Source organism: Methylocaldum sp., from assembly GCF_039794385.1.
Classification (GTDB): domain Bacteria; phylum Pseudomonadota; class Gammaproteobacteria; order Methylococcales; family Methylococcaceae; genus Methylocaldum.
Window position 1 is genome coordinate 15709 of the sequence record NZ_JBDIVO010000006.1, and the last position, 22345, is coordinate 38053.

Genomic DNA, 22345 nt, shown 5'->3' on the forward strand with positions numbered 1-22345 from the left:
CTCACGTGTCGGTATGGTGACCGAGGGCCGGGAGCTGACGGCTGCTACGTTGCAAGCCGGATCCTGCAAGGAAAAATGCGGTATTGAGCAGGATATCGCTCGAACGCAGCAGACGACTTGTCAGAACGGTCGCTTTCACTGCCCGGCGTGTAATCTTGACTTGCGATGAGTCGCTGAAATAAAGGTTTTTGTTGATTTTGCGCAGGGTCAGCACTGCCATCCCCAGCGCCCACAGACAGAACTCGCGAAGACCGGTCTCGCGCGAGGGTATATACAAGGTATAGGCAAGCGCATTCTTCAGATGTCCGTGTGCAATTCCAATCAGATGCTTGAATCCCTCGCAGAACTTGGGGTCGTTATGGCCCGGTTTAAGCTTGCGTAAATCGAATCCGCACTGGCCAAAAATATCGCGTGGCAGCCAACAAACGCCGCGGGCATGGTCATCCCAAAGGTCCTTGAGGATGTTGGTCATTTGCAGACCTTGCCCGAACGATACCGCGAGCTTCATCATCTCGTCGCGATGGGCGGCGATCTCGGGGGAGTAGTGACAGAAAAGCTTGGTCAGCATTTCCCCGACCACGCCGGCCACGTAATAACAGTAGTTGCTCATTTCCTCCATGTTTGCGAGACCGTATCGCAGGTCTCGGTCCTGGAATTCTGCCATGCCATTCGCCATGATTTCGACGCAGGAGGCCAGTGCTTCCCGTTGCGGCGGATCGAAGCTGTGAGTAATGGCGATGACCCGGGGAATCAAGTGGATAAGTTCGTGCTCGGCCGGACTGGTGACTGTCGAAAGGCGAGGGCCGAGTTCGTCTCGAAGCAATTCGGCGGCCTCGTTGCCTTGGACCACGCGCACGAATTGCTGACAGAACTTGCGCTTTTCCGTGGATGAAAGTGCCGTCTCATCTTCGATGGTGTCGACAATGCGACATAACAAGTAAGCATTCGAGACCGGCTTGGCTAAGACCGGCGGCAATTGCGGGATAGTAAGCGCAAAGGTGCGGGAGACACCTTCCAGTAGGTGAGACTGCAACGCGTCGTCGTCGCTCATCACGCTTGGATCCGAGGAAAAGCTTCCGCTCGTGCGGACGAGTGTTGCTCCGTTCAAGTTCTGAAATTCCAACCAGTTTCTAGATGCGATGTTCCGGCCAGTTCGTCTTGAGATAAGGCAGCAACGGTTCGCTGGGAAAGCAGCAAATTCTAGCCGGATTGCCCCGATCGTCAAGATGTGTTGTATTTTAACGAAATTTAGTTGAGGAAAATACAACTACAAGCTAGGATGTTGCATTAGAATTAATGCCTGGACCAACCCGAATTAACCTGCTTATCAACATGACAGGTGGTCTGATGAATTCCAAAGTGCATTGGTCAGGAATTTAGTTATGGTTTATAGTCTGCGGCGCTGTGCTCGTTGTGGTGGAAACACGAATACAGGCTAATTTTAAGTGAATCGAACTTGTTAAATCGGGGGAAGGTGAATGAGCGTTCCAATAAGGCAACAACTCAGCGTAGCTAAGTATCTTCTACAACAAAAATTAAATGGAAACAAACGTTATCCGTTAGTGTTGATGCTCGAACCTCTGTTCCGCTGCAATTTGGCGTGCGCCGGTTGCGGTAAGATCGATTATCCCGATGATATCCTGAATCGTCGGCTGAGCATCGATGAGTGTTTGGCAGCTGTTGACGAATGCGGCGCGCCCATCGTTTCCATCGCCGGCGGCGAGCCTCTGTTGCATAAGGAGTTGCCGCAGATCATCGAAGGCATCATTCAGCGTAAGAAATACGTCTATCTCTGTACGAACGCGCTGCTTCTCAAGAAACGAATCGACGATTACAAACCCTCCCCCTACCTTACTTTCTCGATACACTTGGACGGCAATCGCGAACGCCACGATGCTTCAGTCTGCCAGAACGGCGTGTTCGATCGGGCTACCGAAGCCGTGGAAATGGCCATTGCGCGCGGGTTCCGCGTCACCATCAACTGTACTTTGTTTCAAGGCGAGAACGCCGAAGAAATTGCCGGATTCCTCGACTACTGCAAGAAACTCGGAGTCGAAGGCACGACCATCGCGCCGGGCTTCAGCTACGAGCATGCGCCGTTGCAGGATATCTTCATCAAGATGCGCGACAGTAAGGAATTGTTCCGCAAGGTTTTCAAACTAGGCCGCGGCCGCAAGTGGAAGCTGAACCATTCGAGCCTGTATCTGGATTTTTTGGCGGGCAACCAAGCCTACAACTGTACTCCTTGGGGTAACCCCACCCGCAATGTATTCGGCTGGCAGAAGCCTTGTTATTTGTTGGTCGACGAGGGTTACGCTCCATCTTTCAAGGCATTGATGGAAGAGACGCCCTGGCATAAATACGGCAACTCCAAGAATCCGAAATGCGCCAATTGCATGGCCCATTGCGGATACGAGGCGAGCGCCGTGGAAGATGCCGTCAGAAATCCCTTGAAAGCGGCGTGGGTTGCTCTATTCGGGCCGCGTAGCGATGGACCGATGGCGCCCGAGCCGGTGCCGGAGTACGATGTGGAAACGGTTGGCGCCAAAGCGCGGCCGGCCATCCGCATCCAAGCCATCGACTGATTTCTCTTACATAGGCCGGCGGCACAGGTTTGAGCCAAAGTGCCGCCGGCCTTTTTCTATTTCTTCTTCTTTAGATTTGTTTATCTATCCTGACTCATTCCTGCGAGGCAGTTTTTGCCGCGGGCGCAGAACGCCGCCTTCCCTTTGCTTACAGCCAGCGCGGTACTCGGCGTTGGTATTCCAGATAGTTCTCCGCGAAGAGGCCGGCTAACTTGGTTTCTTCGTAAGGAATAAAGTGCCGGTCGATCACGAAATAGAAGCCTATCGGAGCGATAAACATCGATAGCGAGCCGACAAAAAAGGCGAGTCCGGTTAAGGCCGTTAGTATCCCTAGATACATGGGGTTACGGGTCCAGCAATAAGGGCCATCTTTGGCGAGCGCCGTAGGATCGTCGGTGGGGATGAATGTGGTTCGGATAAGGCGGAATTGAAACAGCGCCGAAGCGCTAGTGACGATGCCTACGGCGATAAGTATGATTCCCAGGCTGGGTATGCTGAAGGACGGGAATCCGGAGGTTACCGGGACTAAGCCGAAACCTAGACCGACAAGAGTCAAGGCGATGACGGGAGGCGGAAAACGAAGGATCTGCTGCATAATCGAAATGCCTCACAAGATTGACGGGTAGGCGGATGATACGTTAGGCCTCGACTTACTGAAAAGCCTATCCGTGATTCAAGGTTTTCTGTCATCAAAGAGCCGGGGCCGCGCGCCTCAGCGCGGGAATGGGTCGAGCTCGTTTAATCGCCAATGGATGTCCGTTGCCCGCGCGCAGAGCGCGGCGCTGATATTTTCGCCGAGATCTAAACTTCGAAGGGACCACTCATCGGGATTACCGCACGATTCCGGAATCGTTTCCCAGCGTGGAACTTCGCCGGAAGCGAGGACGCACCGGGTAAGTCCGAGTCCCAAGCCCCGGCCTACCGCTTTGATAAACGCTTCCTTACACGTCCAAACATCGAAAAATGCGGCCAACCGGTGAGAGGGGGGCAGCGAACACCAGCGGTTGCGTTCGGAAGGAGCAAAACAGCGCTCAACCAGACCTTCTATGTGGGTAAGCGGACGCCTGATTTCAAGATCCACCCCAAGTGGCATGTCCACGCCCACGGCAACGAGGGCCTGGTCTCCCGAGTGGGAAAGATTGAATACCAGCCCTCGGTCGGGTTCTGTCCCCGCGAGACGGGGTTTGCCGTGTTGGTTGCGTTCGAACTGAACGGTATGCGGTGCAATGCCTAAATAGCAAGACAGCAAGCATCGCAATGCCCCTTGCGTGGCAATGAAGCGCTGCTTATGAATATCGGAGCGGAACTGCGAACAGCGATCACGTTCGGCTGGAGCGAGCGCCTTCCAAAACGCATCACGATTAACGGGCATAACGCCGAGATTCAGGTGCCAAACGTGGATTTCTTTGCCTTTAGGATGCGCGATGGCATCGATTCGGGAATTCATTATGTGCAAGTTGGTCGGGTAAAGCCGCGTTACGGAGTAACCAGCGGCTGGAGTCCATCTATAACCGTTTCGAACTTGATTTTCGCGTATTGGAGTTCGCTTTCTTCGAACGGTCCGGGATTCGGGATGGCTTTCACGGCCGGCAAAACTTAAAATTCGCTCCTCATTGCGAACTCGTCGGCTCGTTTTTTAGATGTCAGCCGTACGATTGGAATTCCGAAATCTTAACGTAAAGCATAGATTAAGAAAAAATGAGCCTATACCGGACTGAATTTCGGTTGGGCCGTGCTTTTGGACTGAGGCGGCTTGATCGATGAGAAGAGCACTCATTACCGGCGGTAGCGGCGCCATCGGCGCGGCGGTTGCTCGACAATTGGCCGCTGACGGTCTGCATGTGGTGGTGCACGGTTTTGGAAATCGCGACGGAGCGTGCCGCGTGGTCGAAGACATCATGGCGCAAGGCGGATCGGCAGAAGCCGTTTTCTTTGACGTTGCCGATGACGAATCGGCTAAACGGGCTTTGGAGACGCTCTTGGAGGCCGGCCCTATCCAGGTCTTGGTGAATAATGCCGGCATCCATGACGACGCGCCGCTGGCGGGTATGCGCAGGGACCAGTGGAGGAACGTTCTCGAGGTTTCATTGACCGGTTTCTACAATGTCGCCCAGCCCTTGCTGCTGCCTATGATCCGAACTCGGTGGGGGCGCATTATCAGCGTCTCGTCGGTAGCTGCACTCATGGGGAACCGGGGGCAGGCCAATTACGCAGCCGCAAAAGCGGGATTGATAGGTGCCTCCAAGTCGTTGGCTCTGGAAGTTGCATCTCGCGGAATCTCGGTGAACGTGGTTGCGCCGGGAATTATCGAAAGTCCGATGATTTCAGAAGCCTTCAATCCCGAATTGATCCAGCAACTGGTGCCCATGAAGCGCGCCGGAACGCCAGAGGAGGTGGCGCATCTGGTCGGCTTTTTGGCCTCGGACAAGGCGTCCTATATTACGGGGCAGGTGTTCTCCGTCAATGGCGGCATGGCATGAATCCGGATCGGACCGGCGGCAGAAACGCGGCATATGCCCTGGTGATTCCGGCGTTCAATGAGGCGGCGACCATCCGGGAGGTCGTGGGCGCAGCGCTTCGGTACGTGCCGCGCATCATCGTCGTGGACGACGGCTCGACCGACGGGACTTCCTCGACACTGGACGGGCTCGATATCGAATTGCTCCGGAACGAAACGAATCAGGGCAAAGCGGCTAGTCTTTGGCGTGGCTTACAGCACGCATTGCGAGATGAAAGCATCCTTGCCGTAATGACGATGGACGGCGACGGTCAACATGATCCGGCTGAAATTCCCAGGCTGCTTTCGGCGGCGTATCGGTTCCCGCACCATATCGTGATCGGATCCAGGCTGTGGAATAGGGCAGCCATACCGTCGGCACGCTACCGCGCCAACCGTTTCGCCAATTTTTGGATCGCTTGGGCTTCCGGGCAACCGATAGAGGATAGCCAATCGGGGTTTCGGATTTATCCCGCCGATTTGATCCGCTCGGTGAAATTGTCCTGTACTCGAGAAAGGAGTTTTGTATTTGAGAGCGAAATTCTGATCGAGGGGGCTCGCATGGGGTTTTATGCCATGCCGGTGCGGGTCAGTACCGTTTATCGCGCTAATGCGCGTCCCAGCCATTTCCGCCCGGTGACGGATATCCTCAGAATTACGCGCATGGTGGCGTGGAAGCTGATCACGAAAGGACTTTATTTAAAGGGACTTTGGCGCAGCTTGACCATGCGCCCGATAAGCTGCGAGCAGTGTGGCTCGTAGCGGATTTTACGGAAGCGGAATATCGGATAATGGCGATCGATTCGGTTCAGGGTGGTGTTCAGACGACCGAGCAGGTGCTCTTTTTTACCCTGGTACAGGTCGCAATCATCATTATTGCGGCGCGCGTGGCGGGCTATTTGGCCAGGCGGGTCGGCCAGCCTCGGGCCGTGGGCGAGATCGTCGCCGGGCTCTTGCTCGGTCCTTCGCTATTCGGCGTGCTCGCGCCGGAAACGTTCCAGCTGATATTTCGGACTGCCGACACGACGCCTATCAGCATTATGAGTCAGATCGGACTGATTATGTTGATGTTTCAAGTCGGTCTGGAATTCGATTTCTCACAGCTCAAATCGCGACAAAACCAGCGGGCGGTCGGCCTAATCAGCGTGATGGGAATTGCGGCGCCATTCACGCTCGGACTGGTATTCGGCTATGGGTCCGCTCCCCATCTCGCCTCCGGACTTTCGGCGTCGGCGTACGCCTTATTCATGGCCACTGCGTTTTCGATTACGGCGGTGCCTATTTTGGGGCGCATCATGATGGAGTTCGATCTGACGCGCACGCGGATCGGGGTAATCACCATCTCGTCGGCTGCCGTCAATGACGCGGTCGGGTGGACTTTGCTGGCGTTCATATCCGCTGCGGTGACCGCGCATTTTTCCATTATCGGCATGTTGGCGCAGGTCGGCTCGCTTCTGCTTTACGTCATTGTGTGCTGGTCTGTGGTGCGGCAAGCTCTGCGGTTCATCGTACGTCGTTTCGAATTCAATCATCAGGCGTTGCCGCAAGACCTGATGGCGATTCTCCTGGTTATTGTGTTCACTTCGGCCATGTTGACCAGCAAGCTCGGAATTTTTGCCATCTTCGGCGGATTCATGATGGGCGTGCTGTTGCATGATCAGCATGAACTCGTGGAGGCATGGAAGCATAAGGTCGCGGATTTGGTGACGGTGTTTTTCCTGCCGATCTTCTTTACGTATACCGGCCTGCGTACCGACGTGGGAGGATTGGAAACCGCTGAGCTCTGGTTTTGGTGCGCAGCGCTGGTTTTTCTAGCGGTTTTGGGTAAATTCGGCGGCTGTTACGTCGCGGCTCGGATTTCCGGCTTGAAGAGACCGGAGGCGCGGAACATCGCCATCATGATGAATACGAGGGCGCTGATGGAGCTTGTCGTCGTAAATTTAGGATTCGAGCTCGGCGTGATTCCTCCTCAGGTCTTCACCATGCTGGTGCTCATGGCGATCGCCAGTACGATCATGACGGCGCCGGGGCTCCGTGCATGGCTGCCGTCCATCGGGCACGCGATCCCGGCGGGGCGGGATGCGTGAGCCGTGAGCCGGTTTTTTATGGCCGCGAGCGGCGCTTCTCCAAACTTTCCCGCCAGGACTGCGACAGCGCCTCGACCCGGAGGGCTTTCTCGATAATCTCTTGTTGGCGCGGTCCTTTTACGATAGCGAGCATCGCATCCTTGATATTCAATCGCTCCTCATCCTCCTGGAGGCGAACAATCGTGTCGCCGGAACGCACCTCGCCCTCCTCAAGTACTCGAAAATAAAATCCGGTTCGGCCCGAGCTGAGAAAAACATTTACAAACGAGGGATCGCCCATTTTGATCCCCAGTTTGAAACAAGGGACGCGCGGTTGGGTGACTTGAACCACAATCTTGCCGATTCGAAAGACGTCGCCGATGTGTACGGATTCATCGGGCATTCCGCTGACAGTGAAGTTTTCGCCGAACTGCCCGAAAGGCAGGGGCGGCTTCTCCAATTCCCGTTCCCAAAAGCGGTAGTTTTCTACGGTGTAAACATATATCGCTTTGTCCTTGCCGCCATGGTTCTTGAGATCGACTTGTACATCGCCCTCTAGCCCGAAGGCGCCGGCTTTGACCGGGCCCTTCGTGGGCTCTTTGTAAATGCCAGTGAAAATCCGGCGGCCGTCATGTTCGACCTGTTTCGGCTCGGCTAGGCTGATTGCCAAGAGTTCCATCGGCACCTCGTTGAAAGTTGGACTGATGCTAATCCGATCACGGGACGCTCGCTCGCCTTACCGGTCCGAAAGATCGTCTATGGCTCGGACTCGGTCCCAATTCGCGTAAGCGCGAGATATGGATCGCCGTGGGATAGCCTTTGTGGACGGCGAAGTCGTAGCCGGGATGCAGGTTGTCGAGAATTTGCATTTCCCGGTCCCGAAACACTTTGGCCAGTATCGATGCGGCAGAAATCGCCGGCACGGTGGCGTCTCCACCGATAATGGCTTCGCCCGGACAAGGGAATGCCGGATATTGGTTGCCGTCCACCATAGCCCAATCCGGTTTTATCGGTAGAGCGTCAAAGGCCCGGCGCATCGCCAAGAGCGACGCCTGGAGGATGTTGATTCGATCGATTTCGCTTGCTTCGGCTCGGCCTACTGCCCAAGCGAAAGCTTTGGTCCTGATGGCTGCGGCCAGATCTTGGCGGCGCTGCGGCGTCAGCTTTTTGGAATCGGCCAGCCCCGAGATGTGAAAACGATCTTCGATGATCACCACCGCCGCCACTACCGGTCCGGCGATACATCCGCGGCCCACTTCGTCGCAACCGGCAATCAGTGCCATGGCATTCGATTCCGAACGAGCCTATCCGCCGTCTATCAGCGGATGATGCTCCGGCCGGTTTGCTTGAGGAAGTCCACCATTTTTTGAATCTCGGGCGTTTCGGCTGTCATCTCGTCGAGTTGCTGGATCGCCTCGTCGAGTTTTAGCCGGGATTTGTACACGGTCTTATAGGCTTTGCGAATCTGCCGAATCGATTCGGGATTAAAACCTTGTCTCTCCAGTCCCACCGTATTGATCCCGTGGGGTTTCGTGGGGCAGCCACCAACCATGACATAAGGCAGAATGTCGCGCGTAATGACGCTGCCCATGGCGGAAAAGCTGTGTTGCCCGATCTTGCAAAATTGGTGTACCAGCGAAAAGCCACCCAATATGGCGTAATCGTCCACGCGGACATGGCCCGCGAGCGAAGCGGCATTGGCCATGATGACATGGCTGCCTATGACGCAGTCATGAGCGACATGGGTGTATGCCATCAGCAAATTGTCATCACCGATACGGGTAATTCCTTGATCTTGAACAGTGCCGCGATGAATCGTGACGTACTCGCGAATGACGTTGCGATCGCCGATATCGAGGTAGGTGACTTCACCATGATACTTTTTGTCTTGTGGGTCTTCCCCCACGGAAGCGAACTGAAAGATCCGGTTATGTTTTCCGATACGGGTCGGCCCTTTGATAACCGCATGAGGACCAATTTCGGTGCCGGAGTCGATTCGGACATCGGGTCCGATGATCGCGTAGGCTCCTACACGGACGTCGTTCGCTAGCTCACAGGAAGGATCGATAATAGCTGTGGGATGAATCAAGACTCCTGCTCCGCCGCCGCACACATGATTTCCGCACTGGCTACGAATTCCCCGTCGACCTCGGCACGGCAGGAAAACGCCCAGATATTCCGCTTGTGACGCAGATAAGTCGCTTCCAGCATCAGACGGTCGCCTGGAACGACCGGGCGCTTAAAACGAACCTTGTCCAGGCCGACAAGGTAGTAAACCATCCCTTTTCCCAAGACATCCGGTGCGGTTTCCGATGCAAGCAGGCCGGTCGTCTGAGCTAGCGCCTCGATAATCAAAACCCCGGGCATGATGGGCAGTTCCGGGAAATGTCCAGTAAAAAAAGGTTCGTTATAGGTCACATTCTTGAAAGCCAAGAGCCGCTTGCCGGGATCTACCTCAAGAACCCTGTCCACAAGAAGAAAAGGATATCGATGAGGTAGATACTCTTTTATTTTTTGAATATCCAAAGGCGCTTTTCCTTTTTCGGGTATGGATGAGATTACAGCTCAGCCGAATTAATTTTTATAGCTATCTCTGAGTTTTTTCTCGACCTTGCTGGTCACGTCAACCGTTTCGCTGGCAAATACCACCCCATCCGTCAAAAGGAGGTCAAAGCTCTCGTCCTTGGCCAGGGATTGAATGGCTTCGAAGATCTCTTTCTGCAATTGGGTCAATTCTTCGTTACGGCGGAGATTAAAATCTTCTCGAAACTCGTCTTGCAAGCGCTTGGCTTCGCGCTTACGGCTGATGATTTCTTTATCCATTTTTTGCCGTTCGGAATCGCTCATTATCGCGGCATCCTTGGCGAGTTTTTCTTCCATCGATTTGATCGCTTTCTGCTCGGTAACCAGTTTCTTGTCGCGCGGTGCAAATTCCCGTTCCAGCTCTTTCTTGGCTTTTTCCGCCTGCGGTGCCTTTTCCAATAACCGAGCGACATTGACAAATCCAATTTTGAGTTCGGCGGCCTCAAGGCTCATGCTTGCCAATAAGCCAAGCAGTGCAAAACCAATGCTTTTCTTTAACATGTTCTAAGTCTCACTTCGAAAATTCGGTTAATGGAAAGGTTATTGATGGAAGAAATATTGAAGTTTAATAGTCTTGGAATTGAAATTCGCCGAGTTGTCTCTCACGGATTATACAAGAACTGTTCAGCGCCCAGCGACTCTCGACATCGTCTTGTGCCGTGGCGGGATCGTCAGAATCCGGAGCCGAACGAGAACTGAAAGTTTTGAACATCGTCTCTGCCACTAGCGTTTATAGGTTGCGCGATACTGAAACCCAAAGCGCCGAAAGGTGACAGCCACTTGGCCGAAAGTCCCGCGGAGTAGCGGATTTCACCTAAATCATAGGTACCGTCAAAAACATTGCCGGCATCGATGAATGTCCCCAGACGGAGGTTCTTGCTGTCTTGCATGAAGGGCACCGGGAAGAAGAGTTCGGCGGTGCCGACCAATTTGCTCGATCCCCCGAAAGGGAGGTTGCCGCCGAGCCCCTGGTTGTTGGGCTTGGTGAGCGGACCCAGTGTATTGGGTCGAAAGCCCCGGACAGACTGAGGACCTCCCGCGAAATAATGTTCGAAAAACGGCAGGCTTCCGGTATCGCCGTAACCATCGCCATAAGCGATTTCACCCTCCAGCATGAAGGTCAGATCCTTCGCGATCGGGAAATAGTGCTGAAGCTTATAGCTGGCTTTATAGTAATTCAGGTCGCTGATAGGCACCGATGCCAGTATTGAAAGGCGCTGGGATCCACCCTTCGTCGGAAAGATGGCTCGGTTCAGGGTGTCGTGAACCCAGCCGGCCGCCATCGTCAAGGTGTTGTACTTGTCGCCGTTTTCTTCGATAAAGTCGAGAATCTCCTGCGACGATCTGGATGCGGCATCGAGCTTCGTGTGTTCAAGATCCAGGTTGAAGCGCAGACTGTCGAATTCGTTCAGCGGAATACCGAGGTTGGCCCCCGCGGAGGCGACGTCGGTGTTGTAACGAGCAAGGTACATTCGCGACGCATCGGTGTTTCTGTAGCTGAGATCGAAACCGCTGCTGATGCCGTCCAGGGTCATGTACGGATTGAAATAACCGAGTCGATAAATCGTATTGACGCTGCTGTTGTTGAATGTGAAATTGATCCTTTTGCCGGTGCCGAAGACATTGTCCTGAGTAATGTTGGCATTAAAAATGATGCCTTGCGCCTGGGAAAAGCCGACGCCCGCCATCAGGTTACCGGACGGTTTTTCCACGACATTGTAATTGACGTCTATCTGGTCGGTGGTTCCGGCGACGGCCGGCGTTTCGACGTTGACCTCCTGGAAATAGCCCAGCCGCTCCAGTCGGGTTTTGGATCGCTCGATCTTGCTGGTGGAAGCCCAAGCCGCCTCCATTTGGCGCATTTCGCGCCGCAGTACTTCGTCCCGTGTCTTGGTGTTGCCGTGAAAATTGACGCGGCGAACATAAACCTGTTTGCCGGGATCGACGAAGAAGGTAATCGAAACGGTTTTTTGCGCCTCATTGATGTCGGGCACCATGTTGACGTTCGCAAATATATACCCTTCATCGCCCAAGCGATCGGATATTGCCTTGGAGGTTTCCGTAGCCAGCTTGCGCGAGAAGGTATCGCTCGGGCCGATCTTGACCAGCGGTGTCAACTCTTCGGGCGGAACGATCAGTTTGCCTGTCAGTTTGACTTCGTTGACCGAGTAGACCTCGCCCTCTTTGACATTGATCGTAATATAGATTTCTTTCTTGTCGGGCGTAATGGAAACTTGGGTGGACTCGATTTCGAAGTTGATGTAGCCCCTGTCCAAATAATACGATCGCAAACGCTCCAGGTCGGCGGAGAGTTTTTGCTTCGAGTATTGGTCGTTCTTGGTGTAGAACGAAAGCAGGTTCGGCGTGCTGAGCTCGAATTGTTCCAGGAGCTCTTCATCGTCAAAGGTATTGTTGCCGACGATATTGATCTGTTTGATCTTGGCGACCTTACCTTCGGAAATCTTGATGTTGACCGAGACTCGGTTGCGCGGAAGGTCGGTCACAACCGAATCGATTTTCAGCCCGTATTTTCCGCGGCTGTAATACTGTCGGCGGAGTTCCTGTTCGACTTTATCGAGGATTTGGCGATCGAATACTTTTCCTTCGGAAAGTCCTACGCCTTTTAAGGCTTTTGTGAGGTCTTCCGTGCTGATGTCCTTGTTGCCTTCGATCTTCACATTCGCGATGGAAGGACGCTCGTCGACGACGACGACCAAGACGTTTCCGTCCTGTTCCAGTCGAACATCCCTGAAGAAGCCCGTCTTGAACAAGGCTTTGATGGATTCCGCCGACTGCCGCTGGTCGAAAAGGTCGCCGACTTTGACCGGGAGGTAATTGAACACAGTACCGGCTGAAACTCTCTGCAACCCCTCGACACGTATGTCTTCGATCACGAACGGTTCGAGCCCCCAGGCAGAGAAGGAACAGAAAATCCCTAACAACAGCAATTTCGCTAGTTTGTAGCGGTTCATGGATTAGGGGAGTTGGGATCGCAGGGGATGGTTGGTATAAGTAGCTCGGAAAATCTAATGGATATGGCCCATTACACGCTTGCGATCAAATCCATGACGATCCTGGCGAGTTCAATCTTCGCTGATGGAAGGGAATCCAAAATCCTTGAAGTCCAAGGCGATGACATCAGGCTTCCCGCAAGTCTTTCTCCACCTGCTCGATACTGATGTGCCGGATATTCTTGCCTTTGGCATAGTAAATAACGTATTCGCAAATGTTACAGGAGCGGTCACCAATGCGCTCCAGCGACCGGGCCGACCACATGATATCGAGCGACACCGGAATGGCTCGGGGATCTTCCATCATATACGTGATCTGCTGGCGCATGATGCTTTCGTATTCCCGATCCACCATCCTGTCTTCCTGAACGACGCGCAAGGCCTCATCGACGTCCATGCGCGCGAAAGAGTCCAACGCCTCTCGAAGCAATCCGCGCACATGTTTCGCCAGTTGCTCGACCTCGGTCAACTGGTTCTTCTTCGGATAATGGCTGGCAAGATCGATAGACAGCCGGGCGATGCGCTTGGCTTCGTCCCCGATCCGCTCGAGGTCGGTAATGGTTTTGATGACCGCTACCACTAACCGCAAGTCGCGGGCGGTGGGTTGGCGTAGGGCGATGATTTGAGTGCATTCCTCATCAATCGAAACTTCCAGGGAATTAACCTTGTAGTCGTCGGTGATGACACGTTCGGCCAGCTCTACATCGTTATTCACGAGTGCGGTTACGGCCGACTCGACTTGTTCCTCGACCAGCCCGCCCAGGGTGAGCACCCGATTGCGGATGTCCAGCAGCTCGTGGTCATACTGCTTGGAAATATGCTGATGCAAGTTGTCGGTATCGAAGAAATTGGTCATCGTGCTGGGTGATCGGGGTTATCGACGGCGGAGATGTCTCCGTCCCGCATTCTATCAACTCATTCCGGCGCATGAAAGCTCGTGCGCCACGGTCTGCCATCCCTAAGCGCCAAATGGGAAAATCCAGTTTTCATCGGATATGCCGCGAAATGTAGCCAGTAATTTCGGCCCGATCATGGTAGAGCTGCTTGAACGCGAGAGAATAATCGTTAAGTGTTCTTCCTAATCGTGCTTCGATGATTTCGCGACAGCGCTTGACCTCTTCGTAACGCTTATTCATCGGCAGCTTCAGGTTGAATATGGCTCTTCGGCATAAGCCCAGAGCAGTCCACTCGCCGATCAGGGCAGCGATTCTGGCAGGCTGTTCCACCACGTCGCAAACCAGCCAGTCTACCGGCTTGGGAGGACGATAACGAAATGCGTCCATCCGCAGGTGTTCCACCAGACCGGTGTCCAGCAAGGCGGGTTCGAGTTTTCCGTTATCGACCGCGGTGACTTTGATATGGTGCTTGACCAACTGAAAAGTCCAGCCGCCCGGTGCTGCACCGAGATCGACCGCCGTCATGCCGGGGCTAAGGCTCTCTTTCGGATCGTCGAGAAAAGTCAGAAAGGCTTCTTCCAGCTTGAGCGTGGATCGGCTTGGTGCACCGCGGGGAAATTTCAGGCGGGGAATGCCCATTAACCAGGGACAAGAGTTGCCGGGTATCGAAATACCGACATAGGCGGCGATAGAGCTAAGAAAAAAGAGGTGCAGGCGGGGATCTGATGGGCTGCCGAGCAATCCGCTGTCTTTAAATGCGCGATCGAAGGGTGCTGCGAATTTGCGCAAGAAGACCGCGAGCGATTTTGCTTCGTTGGTGTCCGCGGTTTCGAGGAATGCCTCTGAAAACCGGTCTCCCAAGTGCCGGGCCGCTTGCAGCAAGGGCTGCGTGCGATCGGCGACGGGAAGCTCGGTAAAAGGACCCAACGCAAAAACCAGTTGCCGTGCAAAGATTAGATCTTTGAGCCGAAGACCTCTGTCGTGTAGCGAAACGGCTTCGGTGGCATGCGGTATGAATGCCACGAAGCCGCTGTCGGGCTTCGCCTTTACATAGCCGGATACCCCGAGTTCGCCGGTTCGCTCCAAAATTTCGGCGGCGCATTCCTTTTCAAATCCGCCGCGGCAATAGAGTAGAACGGAGCGGGGAATATCGGTGTTTAGGGTATTCAAGCCCAAGTTGCTTCTAATTGCCCCAAGGATGTTCGATAAGTTTCTTTTCCCAGTCCAGGGACGTCTTTACGATGAACGGCAGGTCGTCGTAGCGCGGTGTCCAGTCGAGCAATTCCCGGATCTTTCCGACCGCCGCCACCAACTGAGGCGGATCCCCGGGACGCCTTGGCATTTCCTCCACCGTGATCGGCTTTCCGTTTACTCGATTCACCGCGTTGATGACCTCTCGGACACTATAGCCGTGTCCGTAGCCGCAATTCAGCGTGGCCGAGTCGCCGCCGTTGCGCAAATAGGTCAAGGCTTGAATATGAGCGTCGGCGAGATCGCTGACGTGAATGTAATCCCGCACACCGGTGCCGTCCTCGGTCGGGTAGTCGGTACCGAAAACGCATAATTTTTCCCGCTTGCCGACGGCTACTTCCGCCGCGACCTTGATCAGCAAGGTCGCTTTGCGGGTCGATTGGCCGATCCTGCCTTCCGGATCGGAACCGGCCACGTTGAAATACCGCAGGATGACATGTTTCAGGTCCGTTGCCGCCGAGAGGTCCCGAAGCATCCACTCGCTCATCAGCTTCGATGCGCCGTAGGGATTGATCGGTGCGGTCGGCGACGACTCGGATGCGTAGGGTTCGTTAGGAATGCCGTATACGGCGGCGGTCGAAGAGAAAATGAAATGTTTAACGCCGGCATCGCGGGCACATTCCAGTAGATTGCGCGTCTTGCAGGTATTGTTGCCGTAATATTTCAGCGGATCGGATACGGACTCCGGAACGATGGTGTGGGCGGCGAAGTGAAGTACCGAATCGACCTCGTAGTCGCGCAAAATTCGCGATACCAAGTTCGTGTCGCCCGTATCGCCCTCGACGAAATCTCCATACAGCACGGCTTCCTTGAAGCCGGTGGAGAGATTGTCGAGCACCACCAGGCGTTCCCCCATTTCACCCAATTGCTTGACCAAATGGCTGCCGATATAACCGGCACCGCCCGTGACTAAAACGCCTTTTCTTTCCATATCGTGCTCCTCGTTGGTGGATTGGTGGGGTTTGTGATCATGGTGAACGGCGCGCTTCTCAGGATCCGATCGCTTGATGGAAGCCGTGAAAAGGTTCTACGTCCACGGTTTGGCCGGCTTCGATTCCCGCGTTTTCGACGGGAAGAACGATGAAGCAGTTGGCCGAACTCATGGAGGTCATCTGTGAAGCGCTTTGACCGCCCAGGCCGGTCACGGTGAAGATGCCGTTCGGGTCGCGGCGATAAATGCCGCGCTGGAATTCCAGTCGCCCGGGCTGTTTATGAAGACGATTGGTGCAAACGGCCCGGAGCCGCAAGGGTTCGACGATCGATGCGCCCATCAGGCGCAGCAGTGCGGGGCGAGCCAGTTGTTGAAACGTCACCATCATAGATACCGGATTTCCCGGCAAACCGAAAAAAAAGCTCGAATTGATCCGGCCGAAAACGAAGGGCTTTCCGGGTTTGATGGCGACTTTCCAGAAATCGATGTGGCCGATTTCTTTTACGACTTCAGTGATGAAATCGGCATCGCCCACCGAGGCGCCACCGGAGGTGATGACGGCATCGGCTTGGTTCGATGCTTCCAGCAGAACGCGTTGGATTTCTTCCTTGTTATCTCCCGTCACGCCCATATCGATCGTTTCGACCCCCAACCCGGCTAACAATGCATCCAGCACATAACGGTTGCTGTCATGAATTTCGCCGAATGCCAGCGGTTCGGTGATAGGGCGGAGCTCGTCGCCGGTGGAAAAAAAAGCGACGCGCGGTTTGCGGCGGACGGAAACCGAGGGACTGCCGATCGACGCCAATAGTCCCAATTCGGCGGGGCCGAGACGTTGTCCCTCGTCAAGAAGCCGGTCGCCGGATTTTATTTCTTCCCCGCGAGACCGAATGCATTCGCCCGGCTTGGTTTTTTCGGTGACTCGAATTCGATCCCCGTCGCGGTGCGCGTGCTCCTGCATGATCACGGCATCGGCGCCTTCCGGGAGCGCGGCGCCGGTGAAAATCCGCACGCACTCCCCGGCCGAGATCGGAGCCGAATGAGGCTGGCCTGCCCAAGCGGTACCGACGACGCGAAGCACGGGTGTTTCCTGGATTTCATCGGCTCTTAACGCGTAGCCATCCATAGCCGAGCTGGAAAAAGGAGGAAGGTCGGTCGATGCGTAGACCGTTTCCGCCAAGATACGGCCGAGCGCCTGTTTCAAAGGGATCTGTTCGATTCCCGCCGCGGGCAATATGGCATTGAGCATCCGATTCAGCGCTTCGTCCAATGCCAAGGGTTGCGACTGTTTCTCGGAGCAGCAATCACACTCGCGCATGGGCAAGAAATTCCTGGTAAATGAAACGGGTAATTTGTTCCGGATCGTTGATATCGAGTCTCGGTATGTTGGGCTCAACCGCCGGTTCGGCGTCCGTTGCGATCGCGATGATGGTGTCGTCGGCGGGAAACAAAAGAGGTTTGCCGAGAGCAGGACGGTGCAACTCGATTTTCGGGAAGCGTTCTCGCTTGAATCCTTCCACCAAGATCAGGTCCAGGCCGGTCTGGTCGAAATAGGCCAGTTCCTCGGCTAGCGTCGGTTCTCGGATTACCCGGTGTTCCGTGATGATGGCGCGGCGGTGCGACGAACTCAGCATGACCGGGTTTGCTCCGGCCCTCCGCAACTCGTAGCTGTCTTTGCCGGGATAATCTATTTCGAAGCTGTGATGACTGTGCTTGATAAGCCCGACGCTAAGCTCGTTCAATCGGAGCAGCGGGATGATCTTCTTTAAAAGCGTGGTCTTGCCGGTGCCGCTGAAAGCTGCAAAGCCTAGTATCGGCACCTGCGCATTGCGGAAATTCAGCATTCAGATGGAGCGATAGACGGATCGCAAATGAGATGAGAGGCAAGTCGACGATTTTGCCGGGCGCCAGTGCACAGACTCTCACATTCCAATGGGTGTCCGCTTCGGAAATGCGATTCAGGGTCTGTTTTCCTCATCGCCCGGCTAGGACACACGATAGTAATCTTTGTACCACCCGACAAAATTGGAAATCCCGGTTTCTATGGGCGTTGCCGGCCGATAGTCTACATCACGGATAAGATCGTCCACATCCGCGTAGGTGTCGGGTACATCGCCGCTTTGCATGGGAAGAAGGTTTTTTTCGGCTTTCTTGCCGAGGCAATCCTCCAGAACTTCGATAAAACGCATGAGCTCGACCGGCTGGTGATTGCCGATATTATAAAGGCGGTACGGCGCCTTGCTGGTGCCGGGATCGGGGTGGTCGCCGTTCCAATTCGGGTTGGGCGCCGCGATGTTGTCAAGAACTCTGACTACGCCTTCCACAATATCGTCGATATAGGTGAAGTCGCGGCGGTGATGTCCGAAATTGAAGACGTCTATCGGCTTACCGGCCAGGATGTTCCGGGTGAACATGAACAAAGCCATGTCCGGGCGGCCCCAAGGGCCGTACACGGTGAAAAAGCGCAGGCCGGTGGTAGGCAAGCCATAGAGGTGGCTGTAAGTGTGCGCCATCAGTTCGTTGGCTTTCTTCGTGGCCGCGTACAGGCTCACCGGGTGGTCGACGTTGTGGTGGACCGAAAACGGCATGGCGGTATTGGCACCGTAAACGGAGCTGGACGAGGCATAGACTAGGTGCTCGATCTCGTGATGCCGGCACGCCTCCAACATATTGCAGAAACCCACCAGATTCGCATCGATGTATGCATGAGGATGCGTCAGCGAATATCTCACCCCGGCTTGAGCGGCAAGATTCACCACGCGCTGCGGCCGGTGATCCGCAAACGCCTGATTCAGACGCTCGCGGTCTTCCAGGGCGATGCGGATTTCCGTGAAGCCGGGGTGACTTTTGAGCCGGGCGAGCCGCGCTTCCTTGAGACCGACATCGTAGTAATCGTTGACGTTATCAATGCCGATAACCTCGTCCCCGCGTGCCAATAGCACCTGCGCCAGCGCCGCGCCGATAAATCCCGCCGTTCCTGTGACCAATACTTTCATTGGCGATGTCCCTGTGAATTATAAGTAATCATCTACGATGTCGTGGGGCAGTGCGTACTTGACATCGAACAAGACGCCGTCGGGTTTTGCCAACGCCCGAATGGCTTGGACGCCCATGGCTTTGAATTCCCGGTGGGCGACGGCAATCACGACGGCATCGTACTTTCCGGCCGGAAGCTCCCTGACGAGATCGATGCCGTATTCTTCCTTGACTTCCTCGGGATTCGCCCACGTATCGTAAACATCGACCCGAGCATTGTAGCTCTCAAGTTCTTTGATGATGTCCGTTACCCGTGTGTTCCGAATGTCGGGGCAATTTTCCTTGAAGGTCAATCCCATGATGAGAATGTTTGATTGACAGACTTGAAGGCGCCTCCGAGTCATTAGTTTGACCAATCGACTGGCGACATACTCGCCCATGCCGTCGTTGATGCGGCGACCGGCCAGGATGATTTCGGGGTGATGCCCGATTTCTTGGGCTTTATGGGTCAGGTAATACGGGTCGACACCGATACAGTGCCCGCCGACCAGACCTGGACGGAAGGGAAGAAAGTTCCACTTGCTTCCGGCGGCCTCGAGAACCTCTAACGTGTTCAAGCCCAACTTGTTGAACAAGATCGCCAACTCGTTGATGAGCGCGATGTTCACGTCTCTCTGCGTGTTCTCGATGACTTTCGCCGCCTCGGCGACTTTGATGCTGCTGGCTTTGTGAGTGCCGGCCGTGATGATTTTTCGGTAAAGCTCGTCGACGAAGTCGGCGACTTCCGAGGTCGAGCCCGACGTGACTTTCTTGATGGTGGTCACGCGGTGTTCCTTATCGCCGGGATTGATGCGTTCGGGGCTGTAACCGCAGTAGAAATCCCGGTTGAAGCTCAATCCCGATCGAGCCTCCAGGATCGGTACGCAGACTTCTTCGGTTGCTCCCGGATAAACCGTGGATTCGTAAATGACAATATCGCCTTTCGAGAGAAGCTTGCCGACCGTGTCGCTGGCTTTTTCCAGGGGAGTCAGATCCGGACGTTTGTGTTCGTCAATGGGGGTCGGGACGGTAACGATATAGACGTTGCAGCTCAAGAGATCGGCGGGATTGGCCGTATAGCTCAGTCGTTTTACGCTGGCGAGTTCTTCGGCGTCGACTTCGAGTGATCGGTCGAGTCCGTCTTTCAATTCCGCAATGCGCTGGGCGTTGATATCCAGGCCTACGGTATCGAAGTGCTTGCCGAATTCCACAGCGAGCGGAAGTCCTACATAGCCCAGTCCGATTATGCCGATCTTCGTTTCAGCGAGCGAGCGCATCATGCCTCCAAATGAGTGAGAAATCATGGAAATTCAGCGAAAGCTTAGATTATATTTTGGGAGTCTTGTGACGACTAAGCCTTGACAACGCGCATTCAGTCCCATGGTCGGCCGGTATCGGATTTAAAGCGAGACGATTTCATGAAAGACGGAACTGTTTGCGACGCCGATAACGCAATGTCGCCTTCAATTCTAAAGGACGGTCATCGAAGCGGGAAGTTTTTCGAGTCGTTCGATAAGCGCCTTGCATTGTGGGGATGCAGATGAAATTGGGAAATGATTGGCGACGTTGACGTATTGTTCTTGTTCGGCCGTTTGCGGTAAGCATCGTTTCCGAGCGGTAGCCTTAAAAGGCCGGCATGCATCGTAAGCTCGAATTCCTGAATGAAAAATCCAAAATCAGGTGCGCTTTTAGTACGAAGCGAATGTGTTAAAGTTGTGGCCCGATTACGACCGCAAGCCGAATATCTATCGGCTTGTCGACTTGGGGTTTGGAAGATCGCGGAGACAAATGCACTTTAAGGTCTCCGCCGAGCGTAGCCCGGACTAGTCTCGAGTGCATTCGTCTTTGGGGTGAGTGTTGAGGCATAAGAGAAATCCGTGCGCTAGGGGGCGAGCATAAATAAGAACAGTTCACTCGGTATTCATCGAGTAAGCCAGCACTGATTTGCCGCGCAATCGCAGTCTTGAACATTGCTTGAGTATGACCTCGATACAATTTTTCTTCGAAATTGATCGGCCGATTCTCATCCCGTAGCTCTGTCGGAATAAGGCAGCTTCGTACGCTCTGGCAGCAACTATCTGATTAGGAATCGGCAAGATTTATGATCCGCGTTTTTCGCCATTATATTTCAAGCATTTATGTCGTTATTTTCCTGCTGGACTGCGGTATTTTCTTTTCGGCCTTTTATATGGGGTCGGTTCTACGATTTTTTCCGGATTTCCAAAGCAGCCTTTCGGCGATCGAACTGACCAATCCGTCCGCGCTGTTCTGCACGTTCATGCTGGCAAGCACTACCGGCATGGGGCTTTATCAACGAGCACAGCACGGAGGCGATGCGGGTTTGCTGCTTCGCGTATTGGCCAGTTTTGTGCTCGGTACGGTTCTGATGGGTTTGGTCTTTTATGCCATTCCGACGATTTTCGTGGGGCGAGGCGTATTCGGCTATGCATTGCTATCGGCCCTGGTTTTAACGCTGTTCTCGCGTTTCCTGTTTCTAAAGTTCGTGGACCGGCAGGAGCTTAGGCGCCGGGTGTTGGTTTTAGGGGCCGGTTACAACGCGAACATGATTCAAGAGTTCGAAAACAAAGCGTCCAATCCGAGCTTTCGTGTTATCGGCTTTGTGCAAATGGGTGGAGATGTCAGTCGGATAGAACCTCACCGCCTATGTGCGTTGGAAATGCCTCTCAACGAATTCGCCATCGCGCACGATATCGATGAGATCGTTGTCGCGCCGGATGATCGCCGGGGAGGGCTTGCCGTAGACGAGATTTTGGACTGCAAGATGAATGGTCTGGAAGTGGTGGATCTTTTGCACTTCTTCGAGCGTGAGGCGGGGCTGATTCGAGTCGACTGTCTGCATCCCAGTTGGCTGGTTTTTTCCGACGGGTTCCGGTACAGCGGCTTTCAGCAGCTTTCCAAGCGCGCATTCGATGTATTGGCAAGCCTTGCTTTACTCGCGGTAAGCTGGCCCATCATGTTGCTGACCGCTTTGGCGATTGTGCTCGAGAGCGGTTGGCGTGCGCCGGTGTTTTACCACCAGGTGCGCGTTGGGAAAAATTGGCGGTTGTTCAAGGTGATAAAGTTCAGGAGCATGCGCACCGATGCCGAAAAAGACGGCAAAGCGCGCTGGGCAACACGGAACGACGATCGTGTCACCCGGGTGGGGCGATTTATCCGAAAGACTCGCATTGATGAATTGCCGCAACTGTTCAACGTCCTGAAAGGTGAAATGAGTTTCGTCGGACCTCGTCCGGAGCGGCCTGAATTCGTAGAAAAGTTCGCAGAAACCATTCCTTATTATTCGGAACGCCATCGGGTGAAGCCGGGCATTACCGGCTGGGCGCAACTGTGTTATCCGTATGGGTCGAATTATCAGGATGCCATCGAGAAGCTGCAGTACGACTTGTATTACGTCAAGAATTACAGTCTCTTTCTCGACTTTCTTATTATGTTGCAGACGATCGAAGTGGTTGTTTGGGGTAAGGGCGCTCGCTGAATGCCCGCTTAGAA

The 22345-nt window shown here is 54.3% G+C and carries 21 protein-coding genes; 5 read left to right on the top strand and 16 right to left on the bottom strand.

Features of this window, described 5'->3' with window-relative positions:
- Position 1: 1 nt before the first annotated feature.
- Complete coding sequence (locus ABJK70_RS00930; protein WP_077730413.1) at positions 2-1051, bottom strand: phytoene/squalene synthase family protein; 1050 nt, start codon at positions 1049-1051, stop codon at positions 2-4.
- Between the two features lie 427 nt (positions 1052-1478).
- On the opposite strand from ABJK70_RS00930, the gene hpnH reads away from it, so the two are divergent.
- Complete coding sequence (hpnH, locus tag ABJK70_RS00935; RefSeq protein WP_077730376.1) at positions 1479-2585, top strand: adenosyl-hopene transferase HpnH; 1107 nt, start codon at positions 1479-1481, stop codon at positions 2583-2585.
- A gap of 148 nt (positions 2586-2733) precedes the next feature.
- On the opposite strand, the gene ABJK70_RS00940 is transcribed toward hpnH, so the two are convergent.
- Together ABJK70_RS00940 and ABJK70_RS00945 are read right to left on the bottom strand one after the other, a co-directional pair.
- Positions 2734-3180 carry an isoprenylcysteine carboxylmethyltransferase family protein gene (locus tag ABJK70_RS00940; protein ID WP_347257265.1) on the bottom strand — a complete coding sequence of 149 codons (447 nt, stop codon included), beginning with the start codon at positions 3178-3180 and terminating at the stop codon, positions 2734-2736.
- A 117-nt stretch (positions 3181-3297) separates the two neighbouring features.
- Complete coding sequence (locus ABJK70_RS00945) at positions 3298-4032, bottom strand: 4'-phosphopantetheinyl transferase superfamily protein (RefSeq protein WP_133716708.1); 735 nt, start codon at positions 4030-4032, stop codon at positions 3298-3300.
- 313 nt (positions 4033-4345) lie between these two features.
- On the opposite strand from ABJK70_RS00945, the gene fabG reads away from it, so the two are divergent.
- The 3 genes from fabG to ABJK70_RS00960 are packed head-to-tail and all read left to right on the top strand — an operon-like array spanning position 4346 to position 7169.
- Positions 4346-5065, top strand: coding sequence for a 3-oxoacyl-ACP reductase FabG (gene fabG / locus ABJK70_RS00950; protein ID WP_347257266.1), 720 nt, complete (start codon positions 4346-4348; stop codon positions 5063-5065).
- A complete protein-coding gene (locus tag ABJK70_RS00955) occupies positions 5062-5844 on the top strand; it encodes a glycosyltransferase family 2 protein (RefSeq protein WP_347257267.1) in 783 nt (260 codons plus the stop codon). Before fabG ends, ABJK70_RS00955 begins: the two co-directional genes overlap by 4 nt.
- A 29-nt stretch (positions 5845-5873) precedes the next feature.
- Positions 5874-7169 (top strand): cation:proton antiporter, encoded by a 1296-nt coding sequence (locus ABJK70_RS00960; protein ID WP_347257268.1) that lies wholly within the window; start codon positions 5874-5876, stop codon positions 7167-7169.
- Positions 7170-7185: 16 nt separating this feature from the next.
- Here ABJK70_RS00960 and ABJK70_RS00965 read toward each other — a convergent pair whose 3' ends face one another.
- From ABJK70_RS00965 to tviB, 13 genes are all read right to left on the bottom strand, one after another.
- Entirely contained in the window at positions 7186-7827 is a 642-nt protein-coding gene (locus ABJK70_RS00965) for an MOSC domain-containing protein (RefSeq protein ID WP_077730381.1), read from the bottom strand.
- Between the two features lie 37 nt (positions 7828-7864).
- Positions 7865-8431 (bottom strand): ribonuclease HII, encoded by a 567-nt coding sequence (rnhB, locus tag ABJK70_RS00970; protein WP_077730382.1) that lies wholly within the window; start codon positions 8429-8431, stop codon positions 7865-7867.
- A gap of 35 nt (positions 8432-8466) precedes the next feature.
- Complete coding sequence (lpxA, locus tag ABJK70_RS00975; RefSeq protein ID WP_077730383.1) at positions 8467-9237, bottom strand: acyl-ACP--UDP-N-acetylglucosamine O-acyltransferase; 771 nt, start codon at positions 9235-9237, stop codon at positions 8467-8469.
- Complete coding sequence (gene fabZ, locus ABJK70_RS00980; RefSeq protein WP_077730384.1) at positions 9234-9674, bottom strand: 3-hydroxyacyl-ACP dehydratase FabZ; 441 nt, start codon at positions 9672-9674, stop codon at positions 9234-9236. Before fabZ ends, lpxA begins: the two co-directional genes overlap by 4 nt.
- A 48-nt stretch (positions 9675-9722) precedes the next feature.
- Positions 9723-10232 (bottom strand): OmpH family outer membrane protein, encoded by a 510-nt coding sequence (locus ABJK70_RS00985; RefSeq protein ID WP_077730385.1) that lies wholly within the window; start codon positions 10230-10232, stop codon positions 9723-9725.
- A 170-nt stretch (positions 10233-10402) separates the two neighbouring features.
- Positions 10403-12703: an outer membrane protein assembly factor BamA gene (gene bamA / locus ABJK70_RS00990; protein ID WP_077730386.1), complete on the bottom strand. Its 2301-nt coding sequence runs from the start codon at positions 12701-12703 to the stop codon at positions 10403-10405.
- Between the two features lie 166 nt (positions 12704-12869).
- Complete coding sequence (gene phoU, locus ABJK70_RS00995) at positions 12870-13598, bottom strand: phosphate signaling complex protein PhoU (RefSeq protein WP_077730387.1); 729 nt, start codon at positions 13596-13598, stop codon at positions 12870-12872.
- 130 nt (positions 13599-13728) lie between these two features.
- On the bottom strand, positions 13729-14808 hold the full coding sequence (rlmM, locus tag ABJK70_RS01000) for a 23S rRNA (cytidine(2498)-2'-O)-methyltransferase RlmM (RefSeq protein ID WP_240507086.1): 1080 nt from the start codon (positions 14806-14808) through the stop codon (positions 13729-13731).
- Positions 14809-14821: 13 nt separating this feature from the next.
- Positions 14822-15820, bottom strand: coding sequence for a UDP-glucose 4-epimerase GalE (galE, locus tag ABJK70_RS01005; RefSeq protein WP_347257269.1), 999 nt, complete (start codon positions 15818-15820; stop codon positions 14822-14824).
- Positions 15821-15878: 58 nt separating this feature from the next.
- On the bottom strand, positions 15879-17138 hold the full coding sequence (gene glp, locus ABJK70_RS01010; protein ID WP_347257270.1) for a gephyrin-like molybdotransferase Glp: 1260 nt from the start codon (positions 17136-17138) through the stop codon (positions 15879-15881).
- Positions 17125-17664 carry a molybdopterin-guanine dinucleotide biosynthesis protein B gene (gene mobB / locus ABJK70_RS01015; RefSeq protein ID WP_086134981.1) on the bottom strand — a complete coding sequence of 180 codons (540 nt, stop codon included), beginning with the start codon at positions 17662-17664 and terminating at the stop codon, positions 17125-17127. Before mobB ends, glp begins: the two co-directional genes overlap by 14 nt.
- A gap of 141 nt (positions 17665-17805) precedes the next feature.
- Complete coding sequence (locus tag ABJK70_RS01020; protein ID WP_077730391.1) at positions 17806-18816, bottom strand: NAD-dependent epimerase; 1011 nt, start codon at positions 18814-18816, stop codon at positions 17806-17808.
- A gap of 18 nt (positions 18817-18834) precedes the next feature.
- Positions 18835-20115, bottom strand: coding sequence for a Vi polysaccharide biosynthesis UDP-N-acetylglucosamine C-6 dehydrogenase TviB (gene tviB, locus ABJK70_RS01025; RefSeq protein WP_276205393.1), 1281 nt, complete (start codon positions 20113-20115; stop codon positions 18835-18837).
- A gap of 821 nt (positions 20116-20936) precedes the next feature.
- Between tviB and ABJK70_RS01030 the strand changes: the two genes are divergently transcribed.
- Positions 20937-22331 (top strand): TIGR03013 family XrtA/PEP-CTERM system glycosyltransferase, encoded by a 1395-nt coding sequence (locus tag ABJK70_RS01030; protein ID WP_077730393.1) that lies wholly within the window; start codon positions 20937-20939, stop codon positions 22329-22331.
- The last annotated feature ends 14 nt before the right edge of the window (positions 22332-22345 follow it).